The 26,865-nt window shown below is 70.0% G+C and carries 27 protein-coding genes and 1 tRNA gene; 8 read left to right on the top strand and 20 right to left on the bottom strand.

Features of this window, described 5'->3' with window-relative positions:
• Positions 1 to 119 precede the first annotated feature (119 nt).
• Both VYL96_RS03675 and VYL96_RS03670 read right to left on the bottom strand, forming a co-directional pair.
• Positions 120 to 1,580: a family 43 glycosylhydrolase gene (locus tag VYL96_RS03675; protein ID WP_131886170.1), complete on the bottom strand. Its 1,461-nt coding sequence runs from the start codon at positions 1,578 to 1,580 to the stop codon at positions 120 to 122.
• Between the two features lie 54 nt (positions 1,581 to 1,634).
• A complete protein-coding gene (locus tag VYL96_RS03670) occupies positions 1,635 to 3,275 on the bottom strand; it encodes an AMP-binding protein (RefSeq protein WP_131886169.1) in 1,641 nt (546 codons plus the stop codon).
• Positions 3,276 to 3,422: 147 nt separating this feature from the next.
• On the opposite strand from VYL96_RS03670, the gene VYL96_RS03665 reads away from it, so the two are divergent.
• Both VYL96_RS03665 and idi read left to right on the top strand, forming a co-directional pair.
• Positions 3,423 to 4,562 carry an acyl-CoA dehydrogenase family protein gene (locus tag VYL96_RS03665; RefSeq protein WP_131886168.1) on the top strand — a complete coding sequence of 380 codons (1,140 nt, stop codon included), beginning with the start codon at positions 3,423 to 3,425 and terminating at the stop codon, positions 4,560 to 4,562.
• Between the two features lie 146 nt (positions 4,563 to 4,708).
• Entirely contained in the window at positions 4,709 to 5,272 is a 564-nt protein-coding gene (gene idi / locus VYL96_RS03660; protein WP_061229017.1) for an isopentenyl-diphosphate Delta-isomerase, read from the top strand.
• Positions 5,273 to 5,341: 69 nt separating this feature from the next.
• Here the strand turns inward: idi and VYL96_RS03655 are convergent, their stop codons facing one another.
• Positions 5,342 to 6,484, bottom strand: coding sequence for an IS630 family transposase (locus tag VYL96_RS03655; protein ID WP_061917901.1), 1,143 nt, complete (start codon positions 6,482 to 6,484; stop codon positions 5,342 to 5,344).
• On the opposite strand from VYL96_RS03655, the gene VYL96_RS03650 reads away from it, so the two are divergent.
• Positions 6,483 to 6,947 (top strand): hypothetical protein, encoded by a 465-nt coding sequence (locus tag VYL96_RS03650; protein ID WP_254425955.1) that lies wholly within the window; start codon positions 6,483 to 6,485, stop codon positions 6,945 to 6,947. The genes VYL96_RS03655 and VYL96_RS03650 overlap by 2 nt on opposite strands.
• On the opposite strand, the gene purD is transcribed toward VYL96_RS03650, so the two are convergent.
• Together purD and VYL96_RS03640 are read right to left on the bottom strand one after the other, a co-directional pair.
• A complete protein-coding gene (gene purD / locus VYL96_RS03645) occupies positions 6,944 to 8,200 on the bottom strand; it encodes a phosphoribosylamine--glycine ligase (protein ID WP_061916057.1) in 1,257 nt (418 codons plus the stop codon). The genes VYL96_RS03650 and purD overlap by 4 nt on opposite strands.
• 63 nt (positions 8,201 to 8,263) lie before the next feature.
• Positions 8,264 to 8,977 (bottom strand): TetR/AcrR family transcriptional regulator, encoded by a 714-nt coding sequence (locus VYL96_RS03640; RefSeq protein ID WP_061916885.1) that lies wholly within the window; start codon positions 8,975 to 8,977, stop codon positions 8,264 to 8,266.
• A gap of 123 nt (positions 8,978 to 9,100) precedes the next feature.
• Between VYL96_RS03640 and VYL96_RS03635 the strand changes: the two genes are divergently transcribed.
• Entirely contained in the window at positions 9,101 to 9,529 is a 429-nt protein-coding gene (locus tag VYL96_RS03635; protein WP_061229426.1) for an HIT family protein, read from the top strand.
• Positions 9,530 to 9,562: 33 nt separating this feature from the next.
• Here VYL96_RS03635 and VYL96_RS03630 read toward each other — a convergent pair whose 3' ends face one another.
• The 3 genes from VYL96_RS03630 to VYL96_RS03620 form a co-directional block, all read right to left on the bottom strand.
• Complete coding sequence (locus tag VYL96_RS03630; protein WP_232303149.1) at positions 9,563 to 9,988, bottom strand: nuclear transport factor 2 family protein; 426 nt, start codon at positions 9,986 to 9,988, stop codon at positions 9,563 to 9,565.
• Positions 9,972 to 10,346 carry a nuclear transport factor 2 family protein gene (locus VYL96_RS03625; protein WP_061229428.1) on the bottom strand — a complete coding sequence of 125 codons (375 nt, stop codon included), beginning with the start codon at positions 10,344 to 10,346 and terminating at the stop codon, positions 9,972 to 9,974. Before VYL96_RS03625 ends, VYL96_RS03630 begins: the two co-directional genes overlap by 17 nt.
• A 166-nt stretch (positions 10,347 to 10,512) precedes the next feature.
• A tRNA-Thr gene (locus VYL96_RS03620) sits at positions 10,513 to 10,585 on the bottom strand.
• A 79-nt stretch (positions 10,586 to 10,664) separates the two neighbouring features.
• Here VYL96_RS03620 and VYL96_RS03615 point away from each other — a divergent pair.
• From VYL96_RS03615 to VYL96_RS03605, 3 genes are all read left to right on the top strand, one after another.
• Positions 10,665 to 12,047: a threonine/serine exporter family protein gene (locus VYL96_RS03615; protein WP_243699803.1), complete on the top strand. Its 1,383-nt coding sequence runs from the start codon at positions 10,665 to 10,667 to the stop codon at positions 12,045 to 12,047.
• A gap of 69 nt (positions 12,048 to 12,116) precedes the next feature.
• Entirely contained in the window at positions 12,117 to 12,299 is a 183-nt protein-coding gene (locus VYL96_RS03610; protein WP_007633643.1) for a hypothetical protein, read from the top strand.
• 34 nt (positions 12,300 to 12,333) lie between these two features.
• The gene (locus VYL96_RS03605) at positions 12,334 to 13,782 is read left to right on the top strand and encodes an alpha,alpha-trehalose-phosphate synthase (UDP-forming) (protein WP_131886515.1); all 1,449 of its coding nucleotides are present in this window, start codon (positions 12,334 to 12,336) and stop codon (positions 13,780 to 13,782) included.
• Positions 13,783 to 13,818: 36 nt separating this feature from the next.
• On the opposite strand, the gene VYL96_RS03600 is transcribed toward VYL96_RS03605, so the two are convergent.
• From VYL96_RS03600 to VYL96_RS03545, 12 genes are all read right to left on the bottom strand, one after another.
• Positions 13,819 to 14,601, bottom strand: coding sequence for a hypothetical protein (locus VYL96_RS03600; protein ID WP_061229430.1), 783 nt, complete (start codon positions 14,599 to 14,601; stop codon positions 13,819 to 13,821).
• Positions 14,598 to 15,140, bottom strand: coding sequence for an Rv1363c family protein (locus VYL96_RS03595; RefSeq protein WP_061229431.1), 543 nt, complete (start codon positions 15,138 to 15,140; stop codon positions 14,598 to 14,600). The genes VYL96_RS03600 and VYL96_RS03595 overlap by 4 nt, the downstream gene beginning before the upstream one ends.
• Positions 15,140 to 16,558 carry an MCE family protein gene (locus VYL96_RS03590; RefSeq protein WP_061229432.1) on the bottom strand — a complete coding sequence of 473 codons (1,419 nt, stop codon included), beginning with the start codon at positions 16,556 to 16,558 and terminating at the stop codon, positions 15,140 to 15,142. The genes VYL96_RS03595 and VYL96_RS03590 overlap by 1 nt, the downstream gene beginning before the upstream one ends.
• Positions 16,555 to 17,793 carry an MCE family protein gene (locus tag VYL96_RS03585; RefSeq protein ID WP_061229433.1) on the bottom strand — a complete coding sequence of 413 codons (1,239 nt, stop codon included), beginning with the start codon at positions 17,791 to 17,793 and terminating at the stop codon, positions 16,555 to 16,557. Before VYL96_RS03585 ends, VYL96_RS03590 begins: the two co-directional genes overlap by 4 nt.
• The gene (locus VYL96_RS03580) at positions 17,793 to 19,058 is read right to left on the bottom strand and encodes an MCE family protein (RefSeq protein WP_109148670.1); all 1,266 of its coding nucleotides are present in this window, start codon (positions 19,056 to 19,058) and stop codon (positions 17,793 to 17,795) included. The genes VYL96_RS03585 and VYL96_RS03580 overlap by 1 nt, the downstream gene beginning before the upstream one ends.
• Complete coding sequence (locus VYL96_RS03575) at positions 19,055 to 20,194, bottom strand: MCE family protein (RefSeq protein WP_061229435.1); 1,140 nt, start codon at positions 20,192 to 20,194, stop codon at positions 19,055 to 19,057. The genes VYL96_RS03580 and VYL96_RS03575 overlap by 4 nt, the downstream gene beginning before the upstream one ends.
• The gene (locus tag VYL96_RS03570) at positions 20,187 to 21,242 is read right to left on the bottom strand and encodes an MCE family protein (protein ID WP_082767781.1); all 1,056 of its coding nucleotides are present in this window, start codon (positions 21,240 to 21,242) and stop codon (positions 20,187 to 20,189) included. Before VYL96_RS03570 ends, VYL96_RS03575 begins: the two co-directional genes overlap by 8 nt.
• A complete protein-coding gene (locus tag VYL96_RS03565; protein ID WP_061229436.1) occupies positions 21,239 to 22,477 on the bottom strand; it encodes an MCE family protein in 1,239 nt (412 codons plus the stop codon). Before VYL96_RS03565 ends, VYL96_RS03570 begins: the two co-directional genes overlap by 4 nt.
• Positions 22,478 to 22,487: 10 nt before the next feature.
• Positions 22,488 to 23,339 carry an MlaE family ABC transporter permease gene (locus tag VYL96_RS03560; RefSeq protein ID WP_061229437.1) on the bottom strand — a complete coding sequence of 284 codons (852 nt, stop codon included), beginning with the start codon at positions 23,337 to 23,339 and terminating at the stop codon, positions 22,488 to 22,490.
• Between the two features lies 1 nt (position 23,340).
• Positions 23,341 to 24,105 carry an MlaE family ABC transporter permease gene (locus VYL96_RS03555; protein ID WP_061229438.1) on the bottom strand — a complete coding sequence of 255 codons (765 nt, stop codon included), beginning with the start codon at positions 24,103 to 24,105 and terminating at the stop codon, positions 23,341 to 23,343.
• A 269-nt stretch (positions 24,106 to 24,374) separates the two neighbouring features.
• On the bottom strand, positions 24,375 to 25,292 hold the full coding sequence (locus VYL96_RS03550; RefSeq protein WP_061229439.1) for a 3-oxoacyl-ACP reductase: 918 nt from the start codon (positions 25,290 to 25,292) through the stop codon (positions 24,375 to 24,377).
• Between the two features lie 7 nt (positions 25,293 to 25,299).
• Positions 25,300 to 25,494 (bottom strand): ferredoxin, encoded by a 195-nt coding sequence (locus VYL96_RS03545; protein WP_061229450.1) that lies wholly within the window; start codon positions 25,492 to 25,494, stop codon positions 25,300 to 25,302.
• Positions 25,495 to 25,601: 107 nt separating this feature from the next.
• Between VYL96_RS03545 and VYL96_RS03540 the strand changes: the two genes are divergently transcribed.
• Positions 25,602 to 26,864, top strand: a complete 1,263-nt coding sequence (locus VYL96_RS03540) for an acyl-CoA dehydrogenase family protein (protein WP_061229440.1) — start codon at positions 25,602 to 25,604, stop codon at positions 26,862 to 26,864.
• Position 26,865: the final 1 nt, after the last annotated feature.

Raw genomic sequence — 26,865 nt, 5'->3', positions numbered from 1 at the left:
TTCCGCGGGGCCGTCATCCGTCCGGCCGACCGCGTCGTCACCCCTCCGGTCGTCGTCCCCGGTTGCCATGTCGCCTCCCTCTCGCCGTTACCGACCGTCGTCGGTACAGCTTCCGGCACTCACGATCCGAACGGTACCGATCCGAGCGCCCCGGACCCGAGCGACAGCGAGCCGTCCGGGGCCACCTCGAGTCCGAACACCGCCAGTTCCTGCGCGGCGCCGCCGACCGGGCCGAGGGACACCACCAGCTCGTGGCGGCCCGCGGCCAGCGGTCGGGGCGCGCGCAGGGTCAGCGTGCGGTCGAGCACTCCCCCGGCGGCGACCTCCGCCGGGGCGGCGGGCAGGTCCCCGCTCCCGGCCACGACCGGCAGCGCCGTCCGTCGCTTGTCGGGACCGGTGACCGTGGCCCTGAGCTCACCCGTGTACGCGGTGCCGGTGGACGCGATCCGGATCGGGAGATCGAGCACCTCGTCGTCGTCGACCCGTCGGAGCGCCGCGTCCCCGACCGCGGTGACGCGCACGGGCAGGTCGATCACCGGATCGGCCGGGCGCGCCCCGGACGGGGTGCCGTCGCCGACCACCGGCCAGCCACCCACCCAGTCCAGGCGGTCGAGCAGCATGTAGCGGCGCTGCACGCCGCCCGGCAGCACGGCCTGACCGCGCGGCGCGGCGTGGTAGAGCATCCAGTCCTGCCCGGCGTCGTCGGTGGCGACGTCGACGTGCCCCGGCCCGACCCAGTTCTCGTCGCCCCTGAGGATCACGTCGCCCGCGCCGCGCTCGAGCAACGGCCGTCCGGTCCTGTCCTCGTACGGGCCGAGGAGGTCGTCCGCGCGTCCGCCGAGCACCCGGTACTGCGACCGCTCGCCGTCGCAACACAGGCCGGCGCTCGTGAACAGGTGGGTGCGCCCGGCGCGGGCGACCACGGCCGGCGCCTCGACGCCCGGCCCCGCGACGAGCACCGGATCGCCGTCCAGTGCGGTGCCTGCGGCGTTCATCGGTACGGCGTGGATGCCCTCGAAGTTGCCCATGAGCATCACCGGGCCGTCCTCGGTGAACACGACCTCCGGGTCCATGGGGTCGAGGTCCTGGTAGGGCTCGTCGGCGCCGTAGCAGACGATCGGGGTGGCGTCGTGGATCCACGGGCCGTCCGGGCCGGGCGCGGTGGCGCGGCCGATGCACGGCGCGGAGCCGCCGGTGGTGTAGTACATGACCGCCCCGGCGTCGGCGAGGTGGACGTCGGGCGCCCACAGCGATGATCCGGCCGGCGCCCACGCGGGCGGCGCGGCGAACGCGTCGCCCACGTACTCCCACTCCACCAGGTCGAAGGACCGGAAGTGCGGCACGAGGCGTCGCCCGGCGCCGTCACCCCAGTCGTCGGAGGTGGCGTGGACGTGGAACGCGCCGTCGGCGCCGCGCTGCACCGAGGGGTCGGGGGCGACCGACGAGATCACGGGGTTGGCCGCGGCCGTCGCGGTGGTGGCCGTGGCGACGGCGGTGGCGGCCACCGTGACCGCCGTGACGAGGGCGACGACGACGAGGGCCGCCGACCCGGGGGAACGGACGGAGGCCGCGGGAGTCATGGGCTGAGGATAGTTCCCCGCGCGCCGGCCCGCAGCACCCCGGTCCGCGACCCGTCAGGCCTGCCCGGAGCGCTCCTTGCGCAGCAGAAAGCGCTGGATCTTGCCCGACGGCGTCTTGGGCAGCTCGCGCACGAAGTGGACCCGGCGGGGGAAGGCATGGGCCGCGAACTCGGTCTTGACCCACTTCTGCAGCGCGGCCTCGGCCTCCGGGCCGCCGTCGACCCCGTCGCGCAGGACGACGTACGCCTCGAGCACCTCGCCCGCGAGCTCGTCGGGCACGCCGATCACCGCGGACTCGAGCACGTCCGGGTGCTTGGCCAGCACGGACTCCACGTCGAAGGGCCCGATGCGGTAGCCGGACATGATGATGACGTCGTCGTCGCGGCTGGAGAAGTAGAAGTGGCCGTCGGCGTCGAGCTTGGCCGCGTCGCCGGTGTAGTACCAGCGGCCGTCCGCGCTGAAGCGCTCGGCGGTCTTCTCCGGCGCCTCGTGGTAGCCGGTGAACCACATGAGCGGGCTGGCGGGCACGTCGATCGCCACGCGGCCCAGCTCTCCGGCCGGCGCCGGATCGTCCGAGTCCGCGGCCAGCACGGTGCACGACCAGCCCGGCAGGGGCACGCCCATCGAGCCGGGGCGGACCTCCTCGCGCAGGGAGTCGTGCCACGGGTTGATGATGAACATGCCGTGCTCGGTCTGCCCGTACTGGTCGCGCACCTCCACACCGAACTGCTCGCGCGACCACTCGATCACCTCGGGGGTGAGCGGCTCGCCGGCGGCCGAGGCGCGGCGGAGCTTCACGTCGGCCGGCGCGATGTCGCGCTTGGCGCGCATGGTCCGGTACACGGTCGGGGCGGCGGCGAAGTTGGTGACGCGGTAGTACTGCAGCACGGCGAAGGCCAGCTCCGGCGTGTAGCGCGCGTGCAACAGCAGACTGCGGCGCCCGACGGCCAGCGGGCCGAGGATGCCGTAGTACAGGCCGTACGCCCAGCCCGGGTCGGCGCCGTTCCAGAACACGTCGTCCGCGCGGACGTCCAGGCCGGTCTCGATGTACTGGTGGAACGCGGCCAGCGCGCGCACCGGCACGACGACGCCCTTCGGGGTGCCCGTGGTGCCGGAGGTGAAGAGCATGACCATGCCGGCGTCCGGGCCGGTGACCGCGGCGGGGCGACCGGGCTCCTGCGCCGCGACGATCGTGGCCAGGTCGAGGTCGCCCTCCCGGGCCTCCGGGCAGTCGGCCAGGCCGGCGACGACGACCGGCACGGACGTGGACTCGAGCTTGCCGCGCTGGTCGGCGTCGGAGACGATCACCTTCGCGTCGCCGCCGGTGATGCGCATCTCGATGGCCGGCCACGCGAACGCGGTGAACAGCGGCATGTGGACGGCGCCGAGCCGCCAGATCCCCATGAGCGTGAACACCAGGTCGGCGGACTTGGACATGAGCGTGGCCACGCGGTTGCCCTCGGCCACCCCCAGCGCGGCCAGTGCGGCGGCGACCTTCTCGCTCTCCGTGCGCAGCTCGGCGTACGTGATGTCGCGGCCGGACAGGTCCGCGTCGATGACGGTGAACGCGACCGCGTCCGGATCGTGTCGGTCGCACAGGAACTCCGCGGCGCTCGCGCCGGGGACGTCGTAGATCGCCAGCAACTCCTCCGGCGACAGGGGCGTGGACGCGGTCGACGCGGTGTTCTCGGTCATAGTCGGCGATTGTGGTCCAGACGACGGGGTGAGCACCACCACCACCCACCGACGGGCACCCCCGCTTTCGGGGCTACAGGGCCCGCGATCCGGACGTGCACTCTAATGGGACCCAGTATCTTTCCCGCACGCACCCGGAGGACCCCCATGGCCGTGGACCGACTGCTCCCCAGCGACGAGGCGTACGAACTCCTCGAGATGACGCGCTCGGTCGCGGACAAGCTCCTCGAGCCGATAGCCGCGGAACACGAGCGGAACCACACCTACCCCGAGGGGCTGTTCGCCCAGCTCGGCGAGGTCGGCCTGCTCGGCCTGCCCTACCCGGAGGAGTTCGGCGGCGGCGATCAGCCCTACGAGGTGTACCTGCAGGTCCTCGAGGAGCTCGGCGCCCGCTGGGCGGCCGTCGCGGTGGCCACGAGCGTCCACGGGCTGTCCTGCTTCCCGCTGGCCACCGCCGGCACCGACGAGCAGAAGGCCGAGTGGCTGCCCGGGCTGCTCGCCGGCGAGCAGATCGGTGCGTACTCGCTGTCCGAGCCGCAGGCCGGATCAGACGCCGCCGCCCTGCGGTGCCGCGCCGAGCGGGACGGTGACGCGTACGTGGTGACCGGCACCAAGTCGTGGATCACCCACGGCGGGATCGCCGACGTCTACAACACCTTCGTCCGCACCGGCGAGGGCTCGCGCGGCATCTCCTGCCTGCTCGTGCCGCGCGACACGGAGAACCTGCACTTCGGCAAGCCCGAGGACAAGATGGGCCTCAACGGCGTGCCCACCACCACGGCCTCCTACGAGGGCGCCCGCATCGACGCCGGCCGGCTCATCGGCGCCGAGGGCGAGGGCCTGCGCATCGCGTTCTCCGCCCTGGACTCGGGCCGCCTCGGGATCGCCGCCGTGGCCACGGGCATCGCACAGCGCGCGCTCGACGACGCGGTGGCCTACGCCAACGAGCGCGAGGCGTTCGGCAAGACCATCATCGGCCACCAGGGACTCGGCTTCCTGCTCGCCGACATGGCCGCGGCCGTGGCCTCGGCCCGCGCGGCGTACCTCGACGCGGCGCGCCGCAAGGACGCCGGCCGGCCGTACTCGCGCGAGGCCTCGATCGCCAAGCTCACCGCCACCGACGCCGCGATGAAGGTGACCACCGACGCCGTGCAGGTCCTGGGCGGCGTGGGCTACACCCGCGAGTTCCCCGTGGAGCGGTACATGCGCGAGGCCAAGATCACCCAGATCTTCGAGGGCACCAACCAGATCCAGCGCCTGGTGATCGCCCGCAGCCTCGCGGGCTGAGGCGCGGGGCCGGCGGCGGGCTGCGGCCCGGGTTCGGCGGCCCGGGGTCGGCGGCCCGGGGTCGGCGGTCGGCGGCCCTCCCCCGAGCGGGCCGTCCGCCCGTCGGCCGCGGTACCGCCACCGGCGGAACTGCCTAGGCTGGCCTCATGTCCTCCCTCTCCGTGCCCGTCACCGGGTCAGCCTCCGGTCCGGTCGAACTGGTCGTCCTCCTCGACGAGGACGGGACGCCGACCGGCACCGCGGACAAGGCCACCGTCCACACCGCCGACACCCCGCTCCACCTGGCGTTCTCGTGTCATGTCGTCGACGACGAGGGCCGCGTCCTCCTCACGAGGCGGGCGCTGAGCAAGCGGACCTGGCCCGGAATCTGGACCAACTCGTTCTGCGGCCACCCCGGTCCGGGCGAGGATCCGATGGAGGCGATCGTCCGGCGGGCCGAGCAGGAACTCGGGACCCGGGTCGACTCCATCGAGACGGCGGTGCCGGATTTCCGGTACCGGGCCGTCGACGACTCGGGGATCGTGGAGAACGAGATCTGTCCGGTGTTCACCGCCCGCATCCGCGCCGACGTGAACCCGCGCGCCGACGAGGTCTGCGCCCACCACTGGGCCCGTCCCGAGGACGTCCGGACGGCGGTCGACGCCACGCCGTTCGCGTTCAGCCCCTGGCTGGTGGCGCAGGTCCCGCACATGGAGCTCTACGCACGCTGATCCGCGCACGGAGCGACCCTCGTGGGGAGCCCGGCCGGCTAGTGGGCATCTCCGTTAGTTCGTCGGGGGTCATGCTGCGCGGAGGGTGCCGTCGTTGTTGAGGCGGTCGAGGTGGCGGTTGAGGTCGTCGCGGGTGTACTTCCAGCCGAACGGTTCGGCGCTTCGGTTGTAGCGATCCTGGAACGCGAGGATGCGTGCGGCGAGATCGTCGAGGTCTGCGAAGTCGCCGGTGGCGATGGCTTTGCGCTGCAGGATCGAGAAGTAGATTTCGACCTGGTTGAGCCACGAGGCGTGCACCGGAAGGTGCACCAGGACCGCGTTGGGAAACGCATGACGCATCCGGTCTTTCGAGGCCTGACCTGCGTGGGATGAGCCGTTGTCGACGACCCAGAACACTCGCTTCGCGGATGCGTATGGCTCTTGGGTCATCACCTGCTCGACCAGTTCGGTGAACGGGGCGATCCCTGTCTTGGGTGCGGTCATCCCCATCACGCGGGCCTGGTGGACGTCGTAGGCGGCGAAGTAGGCCAACGTCCCACCGCGGCGGTACTCGAACTCCACGCGCCGCGGCTGACCGGGCCTGGCGGGAGTCTCGGCGTGACGGCGTTTGAGGGCTTGGAGCTGTGATTTTTCGTCCGCACTGATGACGTACTCATCGTCGCCGAGAGCAACGCCGTTCCAGCGCCGGTGGTACAGGTCCAGCACCCGGGCGGCCTTGACGGCGAAGTCGGGGTCGCGGGGAAAAATCCACGACCGGTGCTGCCACGGCTTGATCGCATCTGCGGCCAGCCAGCGCCCGATCGTCGCCGACGCCACGGGGCGCACCAGCCCTGTGGCCACGGCGTGGGCTCTCAACTCGGCGGCCGACCATCTGGTCAGTGGCAGACCGTGGTCAGCCGGGCGCGTACACGCCAACGCTTTGACCTGGGCGACCTCGACGGGGGTGAACACTCGCGGTCGTCCCGAGCGGGGCCGATCTTTGAGACCCTCCAGGCGCTCGGTGCAGAACCGATGCCGCCACTGGCGCACCGTGTCTTCGCACACCCCGACCTCGCGGGCGATCGCAGCGTTGGCATCACCGGCAGCGGCCGCCAGGACGATCCGGGCTCGCAGTACATCGCGGTGCGCACAACGAGCAGCGTGCGCGCGGCGGGTCAGCACGTCGCGTTCTTTGCCGGACAGGATGACGATAACGGCGCTGGTGGGAGGCATGTTCATTTCTGACGCACCCAGCGGCGCCCGCCAAGCCGCCACGCCGGAACAAGCCGAAAGTCGAGGGCGAGAAACGGCGGCGGCGATGATGGAGACCATGGCCAAGATCCCCGACTCGACACAGACCTCACTGCGACAGAAACTCCTGGCCCGCGCTGCCGAACGGTGGCCCCAGATCCAGGCCCTGCACACCCGCTACCGGGCCGGATTCGCCTACATCGATGCCACCTTGACCGACGGGGACGAAGTCAAGCTCTGCCGACTGCGCTACGCCGGATCAGCCAGCCAGTGGGGTTTTGCGATCTACCGCGCCAGCCACGACGACTACCAGCAAGCCGCCCTGCCAAACGGATGGCCCTCAGGCACTCCCGCAGAAGCCCTCGACACCGCCTGCGGCCTCTATCTCGGCGACCCCACCGCCTGGATCACCGACCCCCGACGAACTAACGGAGATGCCCACTAGCCCGGGACGCTGATGCGTCCCTCTTCCGCGGCGAGACCGATGTCGCGGCGGAAGTGTCCGCCGGGCAGGTCCACCCCGTCGAGGATCCGGTAGGCCTCGGCGCGCGCGGCGGCCAGATCCGGGCCCGTGCCGACGACCGACAGGACGCGGCCGCCGGCGGAGACCAGGCGCCCGTCCGCGTCGCGAGCGGTGCCCGCGTGCAGCACACCCGGCTGCTCCGCGCCCTCGATGAGGTCACCACGGCGCGGCGTCGACGGGTAGTGCTCGGCGGCCAGCACCACGGTCACGGCGGCACCGTCCCGCCACACCAGGGGCGGCAGCTCCGCGAGCCGGCCGGTGGCCACGGCGTGGAGCGTCTCGCCCAGGGGCGACTCGAGCAGCGCCAGCACGGCTTGCGTCTCCGGATCGCCGAAACGGCAGTTGAACTCCACGACCTCGGGGCCCTCGGCGGTGATCGCCAGGCCGGCGTACAGCAGGCCCGAGAAGCCGCAGCCGCGGGCCACCATCTCGCGGGCGACCGGCTCGCAGACCTCGGCGACGATCCTGTCGACCATCCCCGCCGGCAGCCACGGCAGGGGCGTGTACGCGCCCATGCCGCCGGTGTTGGGTCCGCGGTCGCCCTCCCCGACGCGCTTGTGATCCTGCGCGGGCAGCAACGGGACGACCGTCTCCCCGTCGACGAGGCAGAACAGCGAGACCTCGGGGCCGTCGAGGAAGGACTCGAGCAGCACCGGGTGGCCGTCGTCGAGGCAGGCCAGCGCGTGGGCGTGGGCGGCCGCACGATCGGGGGTCACCACGACCCCCTTGCCGGCGGCCAGTCCGTCGTCCTTGACGACCCACGTCGGGCCGAACCGGTCGAGCGCCTCGTCGAGGTCGGCGGGCGAGTCCACGATCTCGGCCCGCGCCGTCCGGACACCCGCGGCCGCCATCACGTCCTTGGCGAACGCCTTGGAGCCCTCGATGCGGGCGGCCTCCGCCGACGGGCCGAAGACCGGGATGCCGGCCTCCCGCAGCACGTCGGCGACGCCGGCCACCAACGGCACCTCGGGCCCGATCACGACGAGGTCGGCACCGATCTTCCGGGCCAGGGCGGTCACCGCAACGGGGTCGGTCACCGCGACCGCGTGACACGTCGCCTGCACCATCCCCGGGTTCCCGGGCGCGGCGTGCAGCTCGGACACCGCGGGGTCCGCCGCGAGGGCGACGAGGAGGGCGTGCTCACGGGCACCGGAACCGATCACGAGAATGCGCACAGCGCCTACAGTAGCGTCGCGCCCGCGCCGCCTCGATCGGGCCCGGATCGAGGCGGTCTCTAGCTAGCCCTCCGCGTCGGCGGTGATATCGCCGGGTTCCGACACCTCGTCGCGGACCCGCAGCCCCTCCTCGGTGAGGAGATCCGTCAGGCACAGGTCGATCGTGCGCGCCGACGCGCTCGCGGCCGACGGCGTGCTCATGGACCTGATGCCGTACATCGCCTGCGCGCTCAGCCCGTCGATCGCGGCCCAGAGCGACAGTTCGTCGTTCACGACGGTGCCGCCCACGAACGTGCCCGCCTCGACGCCCCGGTCGATGAGGGACTGCAGGACCGCGTTGATGTCGTCGGCCCGGGCCCGGACGACCTCGGAGGTGCCCAGGTTCTCCATCATGGTCCGCGCCCACGCCGGTTCCTCGGTCGAGAACTCGACCACCGCGAGCGCGGCGCAGCGCAGCTCGAGATACGACGCGCGGACGGTCCCGGCCTCGTCACCCGCTCTAGCGGCGGCCGCCGCGGCCTCGACACGCTCGATCATCTCGACGAACCCGCGGGAGGCGACCTCCTCGACGAGCTGCTGCCGGTTGGCGAAGTGCCGGTACGCGGCGGTCGCGGACACGCCGATGTGCGGCGCGATCTCGCGGAGGACGATCGCCTTCTCTCCTGAGACCCGGGCCCGCGCGATGGCCTCCTGGATGATGGCGTTGCGGAGGTCGCCGTGGTGATAGGCCTTCTTCTTCACCGCGCCCTCTGCTGGCGCAACACTTGCCTCGACCATGTCGATGCTCCTTCGCGTGAGTAGAGGGCCCGATGCCGTCCGACGAACGGCGGACACTCTATTAGATCACTTGTTACCACTCATCCACCGCAAAGCGCCGAGACGAATCCGTAGTCTGGTGACATGTCGACGGTTTTCAGCAAGATCATCGCCGGTGAACTACCGGGTCGTTTCGTGTGGCAGGACCCCGATGTGGTGGCGTTCCTCACCATCGCGCCGGTCGCACCGGGCCACACCCTCGTCGTCCCGCGGGCGGAGGTCGATCGGTGGACGGATCTCGAGCCCGCACTCCTCACGCGCCTCAACGAGGTCGCGCAGGCCGTCGGCAAGGCGGTCCTCTCCGGCTTCGGGGCGAAGCGGGCCGGCTACCTCATCGCCGGCTTCGAGGTACCCCACACCCACATCCACGTTTTCCCCGCCAACGACATGTCGGGTTTCGACCTGTCGCTCGCGAATCCCGACACACCGGCCGAGGAGGCCGACGCGGCGGCCGCGACCCTCCGACAGTCATTGCGGGATCTCGGTTACGGGCAGTTCGTCCCCGGGGACTGACCCGTATTTCCGGACCGGGTCACCGACCCCGACTCAATGCCCCAGAGCTCGCGTGACGACCCGCATGTCCTGGTAGTCGGTCCACTCCGCGACAAGACCGTCACGAACGACGAAGAACGACCCGACCTCGAGGTGGATCCGCTTACCACCGATCGTGAGATGGGTGGTCCGGTTGATCGCCGCGGTGTTCCCTGAACCGAGGACGTGGTGGATATCGACACCGACGTCCCGGGAGACCTCGGCGTTGAACTCCATCACGTGTCTCAGGCCCTGGTGTCCGTGAACAGTCTGGATTCCCTCCATCGTCAGGACGAGATCAGGAGCGCAGCATGCCCTGGCGGCCTCGAAGTCGCCGGAGAACGCCGCCTCGACCAGCGCCTTCGCCACCTCCCCGGGGCACCCGTAGCGTGGCCGTCGCCCGCCCGTGCCGGCCCCCACCCCGTCATCCGATGACGGCATCGATCGTCTCCATACTCTTGTAGTCCGCCCATCGCGTGACCACCCCGTCCTCCACCTCCACGAAGGAACACCCACGGATCTCGATCCCCCCGCTGGGCAGCGTGAACCGCTCGATCCGACGAAGCGCGACCACACCCTCGGATTCCAGGACCTCCCCCTCCACCCCGATCGTGAGGAAGCCTCCAAGCCGCGCCAGATCGGACACGATGTCGTGGATTCCGTCGTGACCGACGTAGCGTCTGACCTGGCCCGTCGTGTAGACGATCGAAGGGGACGACAATGCGATGGTCCGCTCGGCGTCACCGGCGGCGAGGGCGGCCATCCATGCGATGGCGGTATCTGTGGCGGACTCAGTCATCTCGGCGGCGTCTTCCTGGCGGCGGAATTTGAGAACATTCTACTCACCGGCGTTAACACGCTGACGTTGTCCACTGATCTGCGAATTCTCGCCCGGGGCCGGCATTCCGCGGCCACAACCTTGGCGTGTCCTCTGCATCCGACCGGGCTGCCGGGACGGGCTCGAGAGCTGGAGACGAGACTTGAACTCGCAACCGCCCGATTACAAGTCGGGTGCGCTACCAATTGCGCCACTCCAGCACGGGTCACCGCGCCGTCGCGGGACCCGGCACACATCCTAACCCGGCCACCGTGGGGGCTCTTGACTACGGTGTGCACCGTGGAGACCCGCGACGCACCGGCACCGCTCACCCGCCCCCTGGCGTGGTTGGGACTGCGCAAGTCGGCCATGGACCTGGCGGTCGAACCACCACTGTCCCCCATGGCCCCGGTCGACCTCGACGACGACGGTGCCGTCACCGACGTGCTCAACCTCGCCCTCGAGATCGGCGGGATCCTGCTGTCCTCGGGCGAGGGTGCCGCGGACACCGTCGCCCAGGCGGAGTCCGTGGCGGCGGCGTTCGGGCTCCCCGGCGCGACGGTCGAGGTCACCTTCACGTCGCTGACCATCGGCGTCAACCGGCGACGCGGGCGGCCGCCGATCTCGGTGATCCGGGTGGTCAACTACCGGACCGTCGACATGACGCGGGTGACCCGCGTGTCGCGGCTGATCGACCTCATCGTGCGACGCCAACTCACCGTCGACCAGGCCACGGCGGAGGTCGACAAGATCGTCACCTCGCCGCACCCGCACTCGTTCCGTGTCGCCGTGCTGGGGTGGGCGATGCTCGGCTGCGCGGTCGTCATCCAACTCGGGGGCAGCCCACTGGCGGGGCTCATCTCGATGGTCTCGACGTTCGCCCTCATGTACGCCAACCGGTTCCTGGACGGCCACCGGCTCCCGTCCTTCTTCCAACAGGTCGTGGGCGGGTTCATCGCCGCGGGGTGGGCGTTGGCCGGGTACGCGGCCCTGAGCGACAACTTCATCGAGGTCCAACCGTCCCAGCTGGTGGCGGCGGGGATCATCGTGTTGCTCGCCGGCCTGACCCTCGTCGGCGCGATCGAGGACGCCATCACCGGGTTCCCCGTGACCTCCGCCGGGCGAGGGGTCGAGACGATGGTCATGACCGGAGGGGTCCTCGGCGGGATCACGATCGCGCTCGCGGCATTCGACCGCCTGGGTATGTCCCCTCCCCCGATCGATCCGGCCATCGCCGGCAACGCCGCTGTCCACGTGGCGGTGCTGGCCGCCGGTGTGGGCGCCGCCGGGTTCGCCGTGGCCAGCTACGCGACGGTGCGCGCGACCTGGCTCGCCGCAGCAGTCGGGGCGATGGGCATGCTCATCTACCAGGGCGTCATCGCCACCGGCCTGGGTGTGGTCGTGGGGTCGGCACTCGCCGCCTGCTTCATGGGTCTGTTCGGCGGCATTCTCGCCCGTATCGCGACCGTCCCGCCGCTGGTCGTCACCATCGCCGGCATCACCCCGTTCCTGCCGGGCCTGTCGGTGTACCGCGGCCTGTCCGCGCTGACGAGCGATCAGACGGGTATCGGTCTGGGGCTGATGTTCCAGGCGTTGGCGATCGCGGTGGCGCTGGCCGCCGGGATCGTGTTCGGTGAGTGGGTCACCCGCAATCTGCGCCGGTCGGCCGCCGCCGACCAGTGACGTAGAATCGGCCGCGGACGACGCCGCCAGCCGGCGCTCTCGTCCCCCACCGACCTCAGGAGGACACCGATGGCATCCGCCGCCGCCAGCAAGGAACCCGAACTCGACGATCTGGAGCCGGTCGCCGACGAGACCGCCGATCAGGCCCGCCGGGTCGTGGCCTCGTACTCGGCCGACGCGGACGAGTGCCGGATGCTCCTCGACATGCTGGGGATCGGCCCGGAACCGCAGGTGACGGCGGACGCGGAGTAGGCAGAGCACGACGACTCGAAACGAGGGCACGCGGATGACGAGCGGTACCGGGCAGACGTCGACCGGAGCGGGAGCCGACTTCGTCGTCGTCGCCAACCGACTCCCCGTGGACCTCGTCGTCGATCGGGACGGCACCGAACACTGGAAGGCCAGCCCCGGTGGCCTCGTCACGGCGCTCGAGTCGATCCTCAAGGCCAACGACGGCGCCTGGGTCGGGTGGCCCGGTGTCCCGGACGCCTCCCCCGAGCCGTTCGACGCGGACGGCATCCGTCTCCACTCGGTCACCCTGTCCGCGCGCGACGTCGAGCTCTACTACGAGGGCTTCTCGAACGCCACGCTGTGGCCGCTGTTCCACGACGTCGTGGTGCCGCCCGAGTACCACCGCGAGTGGTGGAACGCCTACCGCGAGGTCAACACGCGCTTCGCCGAGGCCACGGCCGAGGCCGCCGCCGAGGGTGCCACTGTCTGGGTGCAGGACTACCAGCTGCTGCTGGTGCCCGCGCTCCTGCGCGAGCTGCGCCCCGACCTGACCATCGGGTTCTTCCTCCACATCCCGTTCCCGCCCGTCGAGCTGTTCATGCAGCTGCCGTGGCGGACCGAACTCGTCGAGGGCATGCTCGGCGCCGACCTGGTCGGCTTTCATCTGCCCGGCGGTGCGGACAACTTCCGGATCCTCGCCAGCCGGCTGCGCGGCCATCCCTCCGTGCGGCTGCGCTCCGCCCGGGGCCGTGCCTCCGAGATCCGCGTCGGAGACCGCATGGTGCGGGTCGGCGCCTTCCCGATCTCCATCGATTCCGCGTCCGTCGACGCCACCGCCCGCAGCCGCGAGACCCGCGCCCGTGCCTCCCGCCTGCGCGAGGAGTTGGGATCGCCGCGGGTGCTGATGTTGGGCGTCGACCGGCTGGACTACACCAAGGGCATCGACGTCCGCCTGCGGGCGCTGGAGGAGCTGTTCGAGGAGGGCCGTCTGGAGCCCTCGGATGTCACCCTGCTGCAGTTGGCCACGCCGAGCCGCGAGCGCGTCGAGCAATACCAGATCATGCGGTCGCGGATCGAGGAGTCCGTCGGTCGCATCAACGGGTCGTTCGGCGAGATCGGACACCCGGTGGTCACGTACATCCACCGGCCGGTGCCGAAGTCGGAACTGACGGCGTTCTACGCGGCCGCCGACGTCATGCTGGTGACGCCGGTGCGCGACGGCATGAACCTGGTGGCCAAGGAGTACGTGGCCTCGTGCACGGACGGCGACGGCGCATTGGTCTTGAGCGAGTTCGCCGGGGCGGCCGCGGAGCTGCGCCAGGCGTACCTGTGCAATCCGCACGACCTCGACGGCGTCAAGGACGCCATCATGACCGCGGTCAACGACTCCGCCGAGGAGCGTCGCCGCCGCATGCGCACCCTGCGTCGCCAGGTGTTGGGCAACGACGTCCACGCGTGGGCCCGCCGCTTCTTCCAGACGCTCGACGCGACGTCCGGCGACTAGCCTCCCGCCGCGGCCGTCGTGCCGGCCGAGAGGCCTCTACAGTGCCTCGAGTTCGGCGAGCTTCCACGTCCCGTCCTGACGCTCCATGGCCACGCTGAGCCGCGACGCCGAGCTCGCGGCCTCGGGGTTCTCCTTGGTGGAGACCATGCGGTTGAGCATGACCAGCACGGTGACGTGATCGGCGTCCACGACCTCCTGCGGGGCCGCGGCGGCGACGGTCGCGTAGACGGTGGCCTCCTGCTGCTTGGCGGCCGAGGCGACGGTCGGCATGGATTGTTCGACGAACTCGGTCAGGGCCGGGTCAGCGAGCCGGTCGCGCACGGCGGCGAGGTCGGCGTCGACCGTCCGGTGGTCGTAGGTGAACATCTGGGTGGTGATCTCGCGCGCCGCGTCGGTGGCCGCGCGGGGCGCGTCCGCGATCCGCTGTTCGGTGGCCGTGGCCTCACGCGCCTCGACGTACTGCCAGCTCGCGAGACCGGCGACGACGACGAGGAGGACCGACACCACCGACAGGGCCGTGATCAGGGTGCGCCGGCGGGCCGGGTCGAGCGGGGTCCGGGCGGCGGCCGGTGCAGGGGCGGCCCCGGTGGCTCCCGAGTCCTCGGCCGACCCGGCGGACCCGGTGTACCCAGAAGTGTCGACGGCCTCGGAGGTCTCGGTCCGGGGCATGGCCGACATCCCCTCGAAGAGACCGCCGGCGCGGGCGGCTTCGAGTGCGCGTTCCCGCGCGGCGTCGGCCTTGCGCTGGGCGCGCGCGGCGCGTTCGGCTTCACGCTGGGCGCGGCGGGCGGCGCGCACGTCGGAGTTCGGGCTGCTCATGGGATGAAGTTCACCCCCGACACCTTCATCGTGCCGTCGTCGTGCCGGTTGACGGTCACGCGGACGCGGTACTGGCGGTCCTGGTCCTCGTCGGACTTCGGATTGCCGATGGTCTGGTCGATGGCCATGATCACCTCGGCCCGGTCGGGGTAGGAGTGCTCGACCGCCGCCGCCGTCACCACGCCGTCGGCGACGACCTTGGTGGTGGTCACCACGTCCTCATACGAGTCGCGGCGCGGGGCGAACTGCTCCGAGAAGTCGCCCTCGATGAGGCCCACGATCTCGTCGACGTCCTCCGACAGGGTCTCCTGCCGGATGGTCATCAGCTTGGTCATGACGTTGACGGCCGTGTCCTGGTACGCGGCATCGAGCTCGGCCTGCGAGGCCCGGTCCGCCCGGACGTCCGACGCCTGGTTGCGCTCGCCGAGCCACAAACCAGTGGCGACGAGCGCCAGGACCAGGCAGATCGCGGCGATCACCGCAGCCGTGATCAGCCCGGCCCTCCCACCGTCGGTGGAGGCCTGGTCTGGTTGTGGCACTACGCGACTCCATTCGTCATCATGGCGGCCAGGTCGGCGTCCTTGTCGAGCCGACTGTCGGCGCCCAGGTCCAGCTGACGGTACGCGGCGCCGTCCGCGCCAACGTACTCGCCCGTAGACGGGTCGTACACGGCCGCCGAGGTGGTCCCCTCCTGACCTGCGGTGGCGCCCGACGGCACCACGTTCCAGGCGTTCGGATTGTCCCCGGGCGGTCCCACCTCACTGGTGTTCGGCGGGTTGATGCCCTGGGGGACGAAGTCGTCCGCCCGGCACTCCTCAGGGGAGGCGCCGGTGCGGCCCGGGAACTCCATGCATGGCAGGTTGCGCGCACCACGGACGGTCATGGTGGAGTCCTTGGCGATCTTGCAGTAGATCCCGTTGATCTGCGCCGGCACCGTGAGATCCGCCGGGCTGCGCCGGTCCTCGGCGGGCAGGAACCCCGTGGTGCACGGAGGGGGCTCGTTGATCTGCAGGTTGAAGTCAACCTTGATCTGCCCGGTGTCCCTGGCCCCGTCGATGGCGGTGAGCAGCGCCGACACCAGCGCCGGGTAGATCACCAGCAGCTGCTCGATCGAGCGGTTGTAGACCACGCCCACCTCGCCGACGCTCACCAGGTTCGCCACCAGCACGGGCAGAGTGGGCTGGAGGTCGTTGAGCAGTTTGGTGGCCCGGCCCAGTGCGTCGGGTCCCCGCTGGATGATCGAGGTCAGCTGGGGCTCGTTCCCCCGCAGCTGGTCCGTGATGTCCGCGACGTTGCGGGTCCACGCTCGGATCGAATCCGCGGACTCCAGCTGCGAGTCGAGTACCGGCTCGGCGTCGGCGATGAGCCTGCGCGTCACGTCCTCGTTCGTCCTGGCCTCCTCCAGCAGGAGCTGGGCGGAATCCAGGAACTGTTGCAGGTCGCGCGCCGACCCGTTGAACGCGTCGAACGACTCCGAGATCACCCGGCGCATCTTGGCGTCATCGATCGACGCCATGAGCACCGTCGCCTGGTCGAGCACCGGGCCGATGCCCTGCGGCATGTCCACCCTGTCCTCGCCGAGCACCGTGCCGTCGGCGAGCCGGCCCTCGGGGGCCCCCTCGGGGACGAACTCGACGAACTGCTCCCCCACCGCCGAGACGCTGCGGATCTCGGCGCGGACGTTCTCGGGCACATCGGCCCGCGAGTCGAAGTGGAGCTTCGCCATCACCATGCCCGGCTTGAGCGTCACCGAGTCCACCCGGCCGATCGTGTTGCCCAGGTAGGCGACGTTGGCGTTCTCGTACAGCCCGCCGGTGTCCGGCATCTCCAGCGCCACTTCGGTGCGCTTCCAGCCGAGCGCCCGCGGCAGCTGCAGGTAGACCACGGCCATCACGGTGAGCGCCACGACCGTCACCACGGCGAAGACCGTCAGCTGGATCTTGACCAGTCGCGTCATCGGGGGGCCTCCTCGGTCGGTGCCGGGGACTGGTCCGGCGCGGGCGCGGGTGCCTCGCCGGCCGGCGGCTCGGCGGGTTCGGCCGGTGCGACGTCCAGCGCGAACGGGTCCGGCTCCATCGACGAGCCGGGCGCCAGTCCCACGTAGCCCTCCAGGCCCGCCATGCGGTTACCGAACTCGGTACCCAGCAGCAGCGTCTCGCTCAGACGCGGCATCGACATGTCGGCGTGGATGTACAGGTTGGCGTAGTCGCCCCGCAGGAAGTTGTCGATGCCCGACTGCGGGAACGGGAACGTGATGAGCGTGCTCAGCACCTGGGTGAGGTCACGCCCGGAGTTGGCCAGTGCCTCGAGGACCGGGACGAGGTCCTCCAGATTCGCGACGAGGTTCTGCCCGCCGCCGGCATCGATGATCTGGTTGGCCTTGTGGCCGAAATCGCCCAGCGACACCAGGGCCGTGGTGAGCTCCTGTTTCTGGTCGTTGATGAGCTCGAGCGCGGCGGGCATCTGCGAGAGCGCCTTGGCCAGAGTGTCGTTCTGCTCGTCGATCTGCCGGGCCAGGCGGTCCAGGCCCTCCATGGCCGCGATGATGTCGGCCCGCTGGTCGTCGAGACCGCTGACGGTGGTCTCCAGCTGACCGATGACCTCCTTGGCCTCCACCTGCCGTCCGTCGAGGGCGGTGTTGAGCTCCTCGGAGATGGTCGAGAACTGGGCCAGGCCGCCGTCGGTGAGCACCACCGACAGGGCCGAGAGGGTCTGCTCCGTGGTCGGGTAGACGCCCGCCCGCTCGATCGGGATCACGTCACCGTCCGCGAGCGTGCCCTCCGCCCCTCCGTCCGGCGGTGGGAACAGCTCGAGATGCTGCGAGCCGAGGAGGCTGGTCTGCCCGATCTTGGCGTGGGCGTTGGCCGGCAGCCGCACGTCCCCGTTCAGGGTCACCGTGACGATCGCCGTGTAGTCCTCGACCTCCATGTGGCTGATCGAGCCCACGTTGACGTCGTTGACGCGCACCGGCGAGTTACGCGTGATCGTGGTGACGTCGGGCATCTCGATGGTGACCTGGTAGGCCCCGTCTCCGTGGCCCTGCGCCCCGGGCAGGGGCAGTGAGTTGAGCCCGTTCCAGGTACAGCCGGTCCCGGCCAGCAGGACGGCCGCGCCGAGCGCGCCGCCGACCAGCAGCCGGGAACGCCGCGGCCCGTTCCGCTGCGCGCGGTCGCGGGAAGTCGCCTCGGCCATCACGCACCTCCCGTCGGAAGCAGGGTGTCGGTGAGGTTGTCACCCTTGTTGACCACGTTGACCAGCGGATCCGGCTGCGCCGAGGGCGGCTGTACGCCGGGCGGGGTCTGGGTGCCCGGACGCTGCGCCTGGATGATCTGATCCGGCTCCGCGGTCGGGGTGATGGGCGGGGTCACCTGACCGTACGGGTAGTTGGAGGTCAGCGAGTTAAACAGTGGCGCCATGTACTGCGCGCACAGTGCGGCGTCGGACTCCGACGTGTTGTTGTCAAGGCCGGCGATCGCGCCGCAGAGGAAGTTGGCCGGGTTGGCCATCTGGTTAATGGCCAGGATCCCGTGCAGCGTCCCCTGGTACGGCCGGTAGATGTTGTAGAAGTTCGACATCGCGGTGGGCGCCACGTGCAGCATGCCCTCCACATCGGCGCGGCGGTCGCGGACCACCTTGGTGGCCTGGCCCAGCTTGTCCACGCCCACCGACAGGCGGTCGCCGTTGTTCTCGAGGAACCGGTTGATGTCCATGATCGCCAGGTCGAGGTCGCGCAGCGCGGCGTCGATCTGCTCGGTCTGGCCGCTCAGCACCTCCGAGACGCTGGCGAGCTTCCCACCGAAGGAGACGATCTGCTCCTCGCTCTGCGAGAGCGCGGTGACGAACAACTGCAGGTTCTTCAGGGTGGTGAAAAGGTTCTCCCGCCCGTCGGACATGAGCGACATGGTCCGCGAGACCTCGGACAGCGCGTCGCGGATCTCGGCACCGTTGCCCTCGAACATGGAGTCCGCCGAGTCCACGAAGTCGCCGAGCGGGCCGGTCTTCTCGCCCTTCTCCGGGCTCAGCGCCGTGGAGAGCTTCATGAGCTGCTCCTTGACGCCGTCCCACTCGACCGGAACGGCCGTCCGCTCGATGGGGATGACCCCGTCGTCCGGCATCTCGGCCCCGCCGGTGTACGCAGGCGTGAGCTGGATGAACCGTTCGGCGACGAGGGACTGCGCCACGAGCAGCGCATTGGCGTCCTCCGGGACGGCCACGTTCTCGTCCACCTTCATGGTCACCCGCGACATGCCGTCCTCGGTGGTGATGTCGGAGATCGTGCCGACGCGCACCCCGAGCACCCGGACCGTGTCGTCCTTGTAGACCCCCTGCGTGGTGGGGAAGAACGCGGTGATGGTCTTGGTGCGCGAGGAGAACCACCACACCCCGCCGGCGACCAGGGCCACCACGGCGATCAGCGCGATCACCTTGGGGACAGTCGGAGAAAGGAGTCGTCTCATCCCGGAATATTCCCTTCGCCCCACCCGGGGAACTCGTCCAGCAGGGTCGCCTCCGGGACACCGGGCATCGTGGGCTCGCGGACCAGCCCGGGCTCGGGCTGGACACGGTCGTCGATGAGCGGCATGAGGTCACGCACGAGCGTCTGCTGGTAGTGCCCAAGCGAGAGGTTGACCACGTACGCGTTGAACCACGGGCCGGAGGCGACCGCCTCGCCGAGCGCCGTGGAGTACGGCACGATCCGACGCAGGCCCAGGTCGATGTCCTCCCGGTTGCGGATGAGCAGGTCGGAGACCCGCTCGAGCTTGTCGAGCGCGGGTCCGAGCTGCGCCTCGTTGTCCTGGACGACGCCGGACAGCTGCTGGGCGAGCGTGTCGATGTTGGTCACCAGCTCGTTCAACGCCCGCTTGCGCAGGTCGAGCGCGGTGAACAGGGTGTTGCCGTCCACCATCAGCTGGTTGATCTGCTCGTTGCGGCGGCCCAGCACGTCCGTGGTCCCGGCCGCCTTGTCCAGCAGGTCCAACACCGCCTCGTCGCGCTTGTTGAGCGACTGCGACAGCCGGGTGATGCCTTCGATCGCGCCGGCGACCTCCGGTGAGGACTGCTCCATGGTCTCGGACAGCACGTCGAGAGCCTCCTGGACGGAGTCGGTGTCCATGGCCTCGACCGTGTCGCTGAGGTCCCCCAACGCAGAGGTCAGCGAGTACGGCACCGAGGTCCTGTCGAGCGGGATGGTGCGGTCGGCGAGCTCGCCGCGCCCGTCGGAGAACACGGCCAGGGCCCGGCGGCCGAGGATCGAGTCGGTCTTGATCTGGGCCGAGGTGTCGGTCCCCAGGTCGACCTTGGTGCTGATGTCGAAATGCACACGCACCTTGTCGCCGTCGAGCTGGATCTTGCGGACGCTGCCGACCTTCATCCCGGCCACCTGGACCTCGTCGCCGGTGTTGAGCCCGGCGGCGTCGGCCACGTAGGCGGTGGCCCCGTGCATGCCGTTGATGTACGGGATGCGGTCGTAGTTCAGCGAGACGGCCATGAGAACCACCACGCCCGCCACGCCCCACACGCCGATGGCCTTGGGATCGCGGTCGCGGAAGCGCAGCTGCCCCCGGGGTGGCTTGTTGTCCTTGTTCTTACTCATCGGGGAACGCACACCGTCCCGTCTTCTGCTCATACTGCGGCATGAACGAGCTCTTGCCCGTGACCGGGTTGGTGAACTCGACGATCACGCCACAGAGGTAGAACTGGAAAAAGCTGCCGTAGACGCCGAGGCGGCTCATCTTCTCGAAGTCGGACGGCAGCCGGTTGATGACGCCCTCGACGAACTCCTCGTCGTCGTTGATCAGCGTGGCCACGCGGTCGACCTGGGCGATGTCCTGCTTGAGGGAGGGCCGCACGTCCGACAGGAGGGTGGTCATATTGGCGCTCGAGTCGTTGAGCCTGGACACTGACTCGGCGAGCGGCTCCGAGTTGGTGGCCAGCCCGGAGACGAGCTGCTGCAGATCGTCGACGATGGAGTCCACGTTCTCCTGGTTCTCGGACACGGTCGTGAGCACGGACGTGAGGTTGGTGATCACGTCCCCGATGAGCTGGTCGCGGTCGGCGAGGGTCTGGGTGAGCGACGACGTCGCGGCCAGCAGGTCCTGGACGGTCCCGGCCTCCCCCTGGAACACCTTGACGATCGACTCCGAGAGCTGGTTGACCTGGGCCGGGTCGAGTGCCTTGAACAGCGGGCGGAAGCCGCCGAGCAGGGCGTCCAGGTCGAGTGCGGGGGCGGTCTGGTCCAGCGGGATGGTCCCGCCGGGCTCGAGCGGGGTCTGCAGGCCCTCGCCGCGCTTGAGCTCGAGGTAGCGGTCGCCGGTGAGGTTCTCGTACCGCACCACGGCCTCGGTGCTCTGGTGGACCACCTGGTTGCCGGCCACAGTGAACGACACGTTCGCGGTGTTGGCCTCCTCGAGGTCGATCCCGCGGACCTGCCCCACCTCGATACCGGCGATGCGAACCTTGTCCCCGGACTCCAGGCCCGAGACGTCGGCGAAGTGGGCGTTGTAGCGCTCGAAATCGCCCGAGCGGTATTCGCTGAACACCACGATCAGGCCCACCAGGACCAGGATCATGACCGTGGCGAAAATCCCGAGCTTGACGGTGGTCGCTTTCAGCTCGCGCGCGGCGGCGCGGGCGGCGCTCACGGGTTACCTCCGTCCATGCCGAGCATGAGCTGCAGCAGCGTCGGCGGCGCGGGGACGCCCGGCTGCGGCTCCGGCAGCGGGCCCATCAGCGGCTTGTCTCGGGAGGTGAACACGTTGGGCTGGCCCTCCATGACGTTGGTACCGGTGTCGGTGACCACGAACGGGGCGTGCGTCGCCGAGTCCGGGAACGGCAGCCCGTAGCAGTTGGGCCCGGTACTGGCGTTCACCTTGGGCAGGTCCTTGGGGTACTCGTACGCCTTGACGCCCTGCTGGAACCCGGCCCGGAACGCGAGTCCGGACTGGTTGGTCGCGCCGAACGCCTGCCCAGCGCCGGCGACCCCCTGGTTGAGCCCCACGATGAGGCAGGTGAGCATGGGCGAGTACTCGGCCAGCAGGCTGGTGGACGCACGCAGGTCGGCCAGCGTCTTTACCAGCTCGTCGCCGTTCTCCGCCAGCAGTCGCTTGCCTGTCTCACCGGTGCCGATCGCGGAGGCCAGAAGTGCCTCGAAGCGGGCCTGGTTGGCCAGGATGTTTGTGCTCACGTCGGTGCCCGAGTCGAGGACCCGCACGACGTCCGGCGTGACGTCCGCGTACAGGTGGGCCACGCGCGAGCCCTTGGACAGGTCCCGCTGCAGGGTCTCGATCTGCGGGTTGATCTCGTCCAGGTACTCGTTGAGTTCGGTGATGGTCTGGCCGATCTGGTCACCTCGCCCGTCGAGGCCGCCCGAGATCGCACCGAGGGTGGCGTTGAGCTTCTCGGGCTCGATCGCCGTGAGGGTGTCGGTCAGCTCCTCGAACATGGTGTTGACCTCGGTGGTGACGCTGGTGGTCTGCACCACGGTGCCCTTCTCGAGGTGGGTCGGGGCGGGGTCGGCCGGGGGCTCGAAGTCGACGGACTTGGCGCCGAAGATCGTGTTGGACCCGATGGTGACCGGGGAGTTGGAGGGGATAGCCTCGAGCGCGGCCGGGTCCACCTCGATCTCGAGGGTCGCCCCGTCGAACTCCTGCGTGATCCGGGTGACGTTGCCGATCTCCACGCCGCGGGAGCGGACCTTGGCGTCGGCCTCCATGACCAGTCCCGCGCGGTCGCTGCGCACCGTCAGCGGCACGCGGCTGTCGAATGCCCGGACGAACAACAGCAGTGACAGCGCAACCACCACGACGATGACGAGCGCCAGTCCCGCACCGGCGATCCGCCGGGGCGTCGTGTCGCTCCGACTCACCGTCCTCGCCATATCGTCTCTCCTATCCCGACAGATTGAAGTTGCCGTCCCCGCCGTAGATGGCGAGCGAGACGAGGAGGGTCACGGTGACGACGGCGATGAGCGACGTGCGGACGGCGTTACCGACCGCCGAGCCGACGCCCGCGGGGCCGCCCGCGGCGTTGTACCCGTAGTAGGTGTGGATGAGCATGATCGTGATGGCCATCGCGATGGCCTGGACGAAGGACCACAGGATGTCCGTCGGGATGAGGAACGTCGCGAAATAATGGTCGTAGACGCCGCCGGACTGCCCGTAGATGTTGACGGTGGCGAACCGGCTGGCGATGAACGAGGCGATCACCGCGAGCGAGTAGAGCGGCACCACGGCGATCATCCCGGCGACGATGCGGGTGGAGACCAGGTAGGTGATCGAGTCGATCGCCATGACCTCCAGCGCGTCGATCTCCTCCGACACGCGCATGGCGCCGAGCTGGGCCGTGGCCCCGGCGCCGATGGTGGCCGCCAGGCCGATCCCCGCGATCACCGGCGCCGCGATGCGGACGTTGATGAAGGCGGCGAAGAAGCCGGTGAGGGCCTCGACGCCGACGTCGGTGAGCGAGGAGAAGCCCTGGACGGCGATCACGCCGCCGGTGGCCAGGGTGAGGAAGGCGACGATGACGACGGTGCCGCCGATCATGGCCAGTGCCCCTGTCCCCATGGCGATCTCGGCGATGAGCCGGAGCGTCTCCTTGGGGTACTGGGTCAGCGCGCGCGGCGTCGCCACCAGCGCGCGCCAGAAGAACAGCGCGTGGTCGCCGAAATCGTCGAAGCTCTTGACCGCGGAGTTCCGGGCCCGTGACAGGCGCGGGAACCGGGCGGTCTCGATCACCGCCATGTCACGCCCCCAGGACCTTGACGCCGACAGCGGTGATGACGGTGTTGACCACGAACAGGCACATGAAGGCGAAGACGACGGTCTCGTTGACCGCGCTGCCGACCTCCTTCGGCCCGCCGCGGACGTAAAGCCCCTTGTAGCAGGCGACGAGCCCCGCCAGCAGCCCGAACACGCCGGCCTTGATCTGGGCGAGGATCAGCTCGCCGAGCCCGGTCAGCAGGGTGATGCCGTTGACGAACGCGCCCGGGTTGACCCCCTGCAGCAGCACGGAGAACAGGAATCCACCGAGGATGCCGATCGTGCACACCAGTCCGTTGAGCAACAGCGCGACGAACGTCGAGGCCGCCACTCGCGGCACGACGAGCCGCTTGACCGGGTCGATCCCCAGCACCTCCATCGCGTCGATCTCCTCGCGGATGGTGCGCGCGCCGAGGTCGGCACAGATGGCGGTCGCGCCCGCGCCCGCGACGATGAGAACGGTGACCATCGGCCCGACCTGGGTGACGGCACCCAGCGCGGCGCCGGCTCCCGACAGGTCGGCCGCGCCGATCTCACGCAGCAGGATGTTGAGGGTGAAGCTCACCAGGACCGTGAACGGGATGGCCACGAGCACGGTGGCCATGGTCGACACGCGAGCGATGAACCAGGACTGCTCGATGAACTCGCGGCCCTGACGGACGATCGAGGGGAAGGAGACGAACGTGTCGAGGGTCATGGCGAAGAACTCGCCGACGCCTTTGAGCGGAGCATCGAGGACTCTCGCCATTGGTGCCCCCCTCCCGTCTGTCTTCCCTGCGGACCACGCGACACCGGGTCACGAGAGCCGATCCGCTGAACAAGTGACCATTTCTGTGTGATCGCGGTTACACGATATCTAGAACGCGTTCTATCTGGCAAGGGCTTCCCCCCACCCCCGTCCGGAGGCCCCGCCTGCGGTGTCCGGGGAATCTAACACGGCAGGTGGGGCGCTCGAGTCGTCCCCGGTGCGGTCAACTCGCGACCACACCGGGGACGTCACACAGGACGGGGCCCGGGTCAGAGCCTCATGATCTCCGCGGCGGAGAAGGACTTCCCCTCCGGGCGGTCTGACCAGTGCCCGGAGACCGCATCGGCGAACCCGCGGCGATCCCACACACCGCCGGCGGCGTCGAACCGCTTCTCGACCACGGGCGCCTCGACGAGGGCCACCATGCCGCCATATACCACGAACAGCTGGCCGTTGACCTGTGCCGCCGCCGGCGACGCCAGGTACGACACGAGGTCGGCGACACGATCCGGGGAGAGCGGGTCCGGCCCCTCGGACTCGTCCCACGCCTCGAATACACCCTCGGTCATGCCGGTGCGGCCGCGCGGAGCGATCGCGTTGGCCGTGCACCCGATGCGTTCGAGCACCCGGGCCGCGGACAGGGTCAGGGCCGTGATACCCGCCTTGGCCGCACCGTAGTTCGCCTGCCCGGGAGGGCCGAAGAGCCCGGCCTCGGACGAGGTGTTGACCAGTCGCCCGAAGACGGGCCCCTCCGCCTTCTTGCTCTCGGCCCGCCAGTGGGCGGCTGCGTTACGGGTCAGTAGGAAGTGCCCGCGCAGGTGCACCCTTATCACCGCGTCGAAATCCTCGTCCGACATGTTGAACAGCATCTTGTCGCGGGTGATGCCCGCGTTGTTCACCACGACGTGCAGCCCGCCCATCCCGAGCGCGGCCGCCACCATCGCGTCCGCGGTCTCCCGCTCGGAGACGTCGCCCACGACGAGCTCCGCCCTGGCGCCGGCGGCCTCGATGTCCGCGATCACCGAGTCCGTGGCCTCGGAGGACCGGACGTCGTTGATGACGACCGCCGCCGCGCCGGAACGGGCCAGCTCGACCGCCTCCGCGGCACCGAGACCGGAGCCCGACCCGGTCACGACGGCGACCCGCCCGTCCAGCGACAGATCGGCATCCAGGGACTGCTGCGTCATAGTGATGTCACTCCTTGATCTCGAGTGCCGCCATCGGGCACTTCTCCACTGCCTTGCGGGCCCGCTTCTCGAGCTCGGCGGGCACCTCGTCCACGACCACGCGGACGATCTCGTCGTCGTCGCCCAGCTCGAACACCTTGGGCGCCAGGCCGACACACACGGCCTGTCCTTCACAGCGGTCGGGATCGACTTCGATCCTCATGCCGTCCTCCTCGGTCGCACCCACGGCCACCATGGCCGCGAGATGGTTGGATACTATGTGAGTCACGCCACTAGAACGTGTTCCACTCACCGATGAGCTTAGGGCATATGGACATCACCTACACCACCGACCAGGAGCGTCTGCGCGGAGAGCTGCGCGAGTACTTCGCCGCGCTCATGACGCCTGAGCGGCGCGAGGCCTTCACCTCCACCACCGGCGAGTACGGACACGGCGACGCGTACCGCGAGATCGTGGCGGAGATGGGCCGCGACGGCTGGCTCACGCTCGGGTGGCCCGAGGAGTTCGGTGGGAAAAACCGGCCGATGATCGACCAGCTCATCTTCACCGACGAGGCCGCGATCGCCGGCGTGCCGGTCCCGTTCCTGACCATCAACTCCGTCGCGCCGACCATCATGGCGTTCGGCTCGGACGGGCAGAAGAACTACTTCCTGCCCCGGATCAGCCGCGGCGAACTGCACTTCGGTATCGGCTACTCCGAGCCCGACTCCGGAACCGACCTGGCCTCCCTCCGCACGCGCGCGGTGCGCGAGCCCGGCACCGGCGGGTTCGAGGGGCAGGATGTCTACCGGATCAACGGCCAGAAGATGTGGACGTCCCTGGTGGCCTACGCCGACTGGATCTGGCTGGCCGCGCGCACGGATCCGGACGCTCCGCGCCACAAGGGCATCTCGATGATCGTCGTACCCACCGATGCCGAGGGTTTCTCCTGGACCCCCGTGCACACGATGGCCGGCCCGGACACCAGCGCCACCTACTACCAGGACGTGGTCGTCCCCGCGAGCAACCTCGTGGGCCCCGAGCACGGCGGCTGGCCGCTCATGACCAACCAGCTCAACCACGAGCGCGTCGCCCTCACCTCCGCCGGGCCGCTTCAGGCCTCGCTGCGGCGGGTGGTGGCCTGGGCACGCACGACGCCCGGCGCGGACGTGGGTCTGCCGGGCGACGGTCCGGTGATCGAGATCGAATGGGTCCGCGCCCACCTGGCCCGCGTCCACGCGATGGCCGAGTACCTGGCGCTGCGCAACTGGGAGATCGTCTCCGCCGACACCGCCGCGCCCACGCGCATCGCCGCGTCGGCGACCAAGGTGTACGGGACGGAGACGGCCTGCGAGGCCTACCGCCTGCTCATGGAGGTGCTCGGATCGAGCGGTTATCAGCGCGCCCACTCCCCCACCGCCGCCCTGCACGGGCGCATCGAGCGGCTCCACCGCTCGGCGCTCATCCTCACCTTCGGCGGCGGCACCAACGAGGTCCAGCGCGACATCATCGCCACCGCCGGCCTGGGTCTGCCACCGGCGCCCCGGGTCTCCCCCGCTGCCACCGGCGCCGGACCCCGGAAGGAGCTCTGAC

This window comes from Dietzia maris (assembly GCF_036287335.1).
GTDB lineage: Bacteria > Actinomycetota > Actinomycetes > Mycobacteriales > Mycobacteriaceae > Dietzia > Dietzia cinnamea.
The sequence above is the reverse complement of the archived record's forward strand: the minus strand, read 5'-3'. Positions and strand labels throughout refer to the sequence as shown.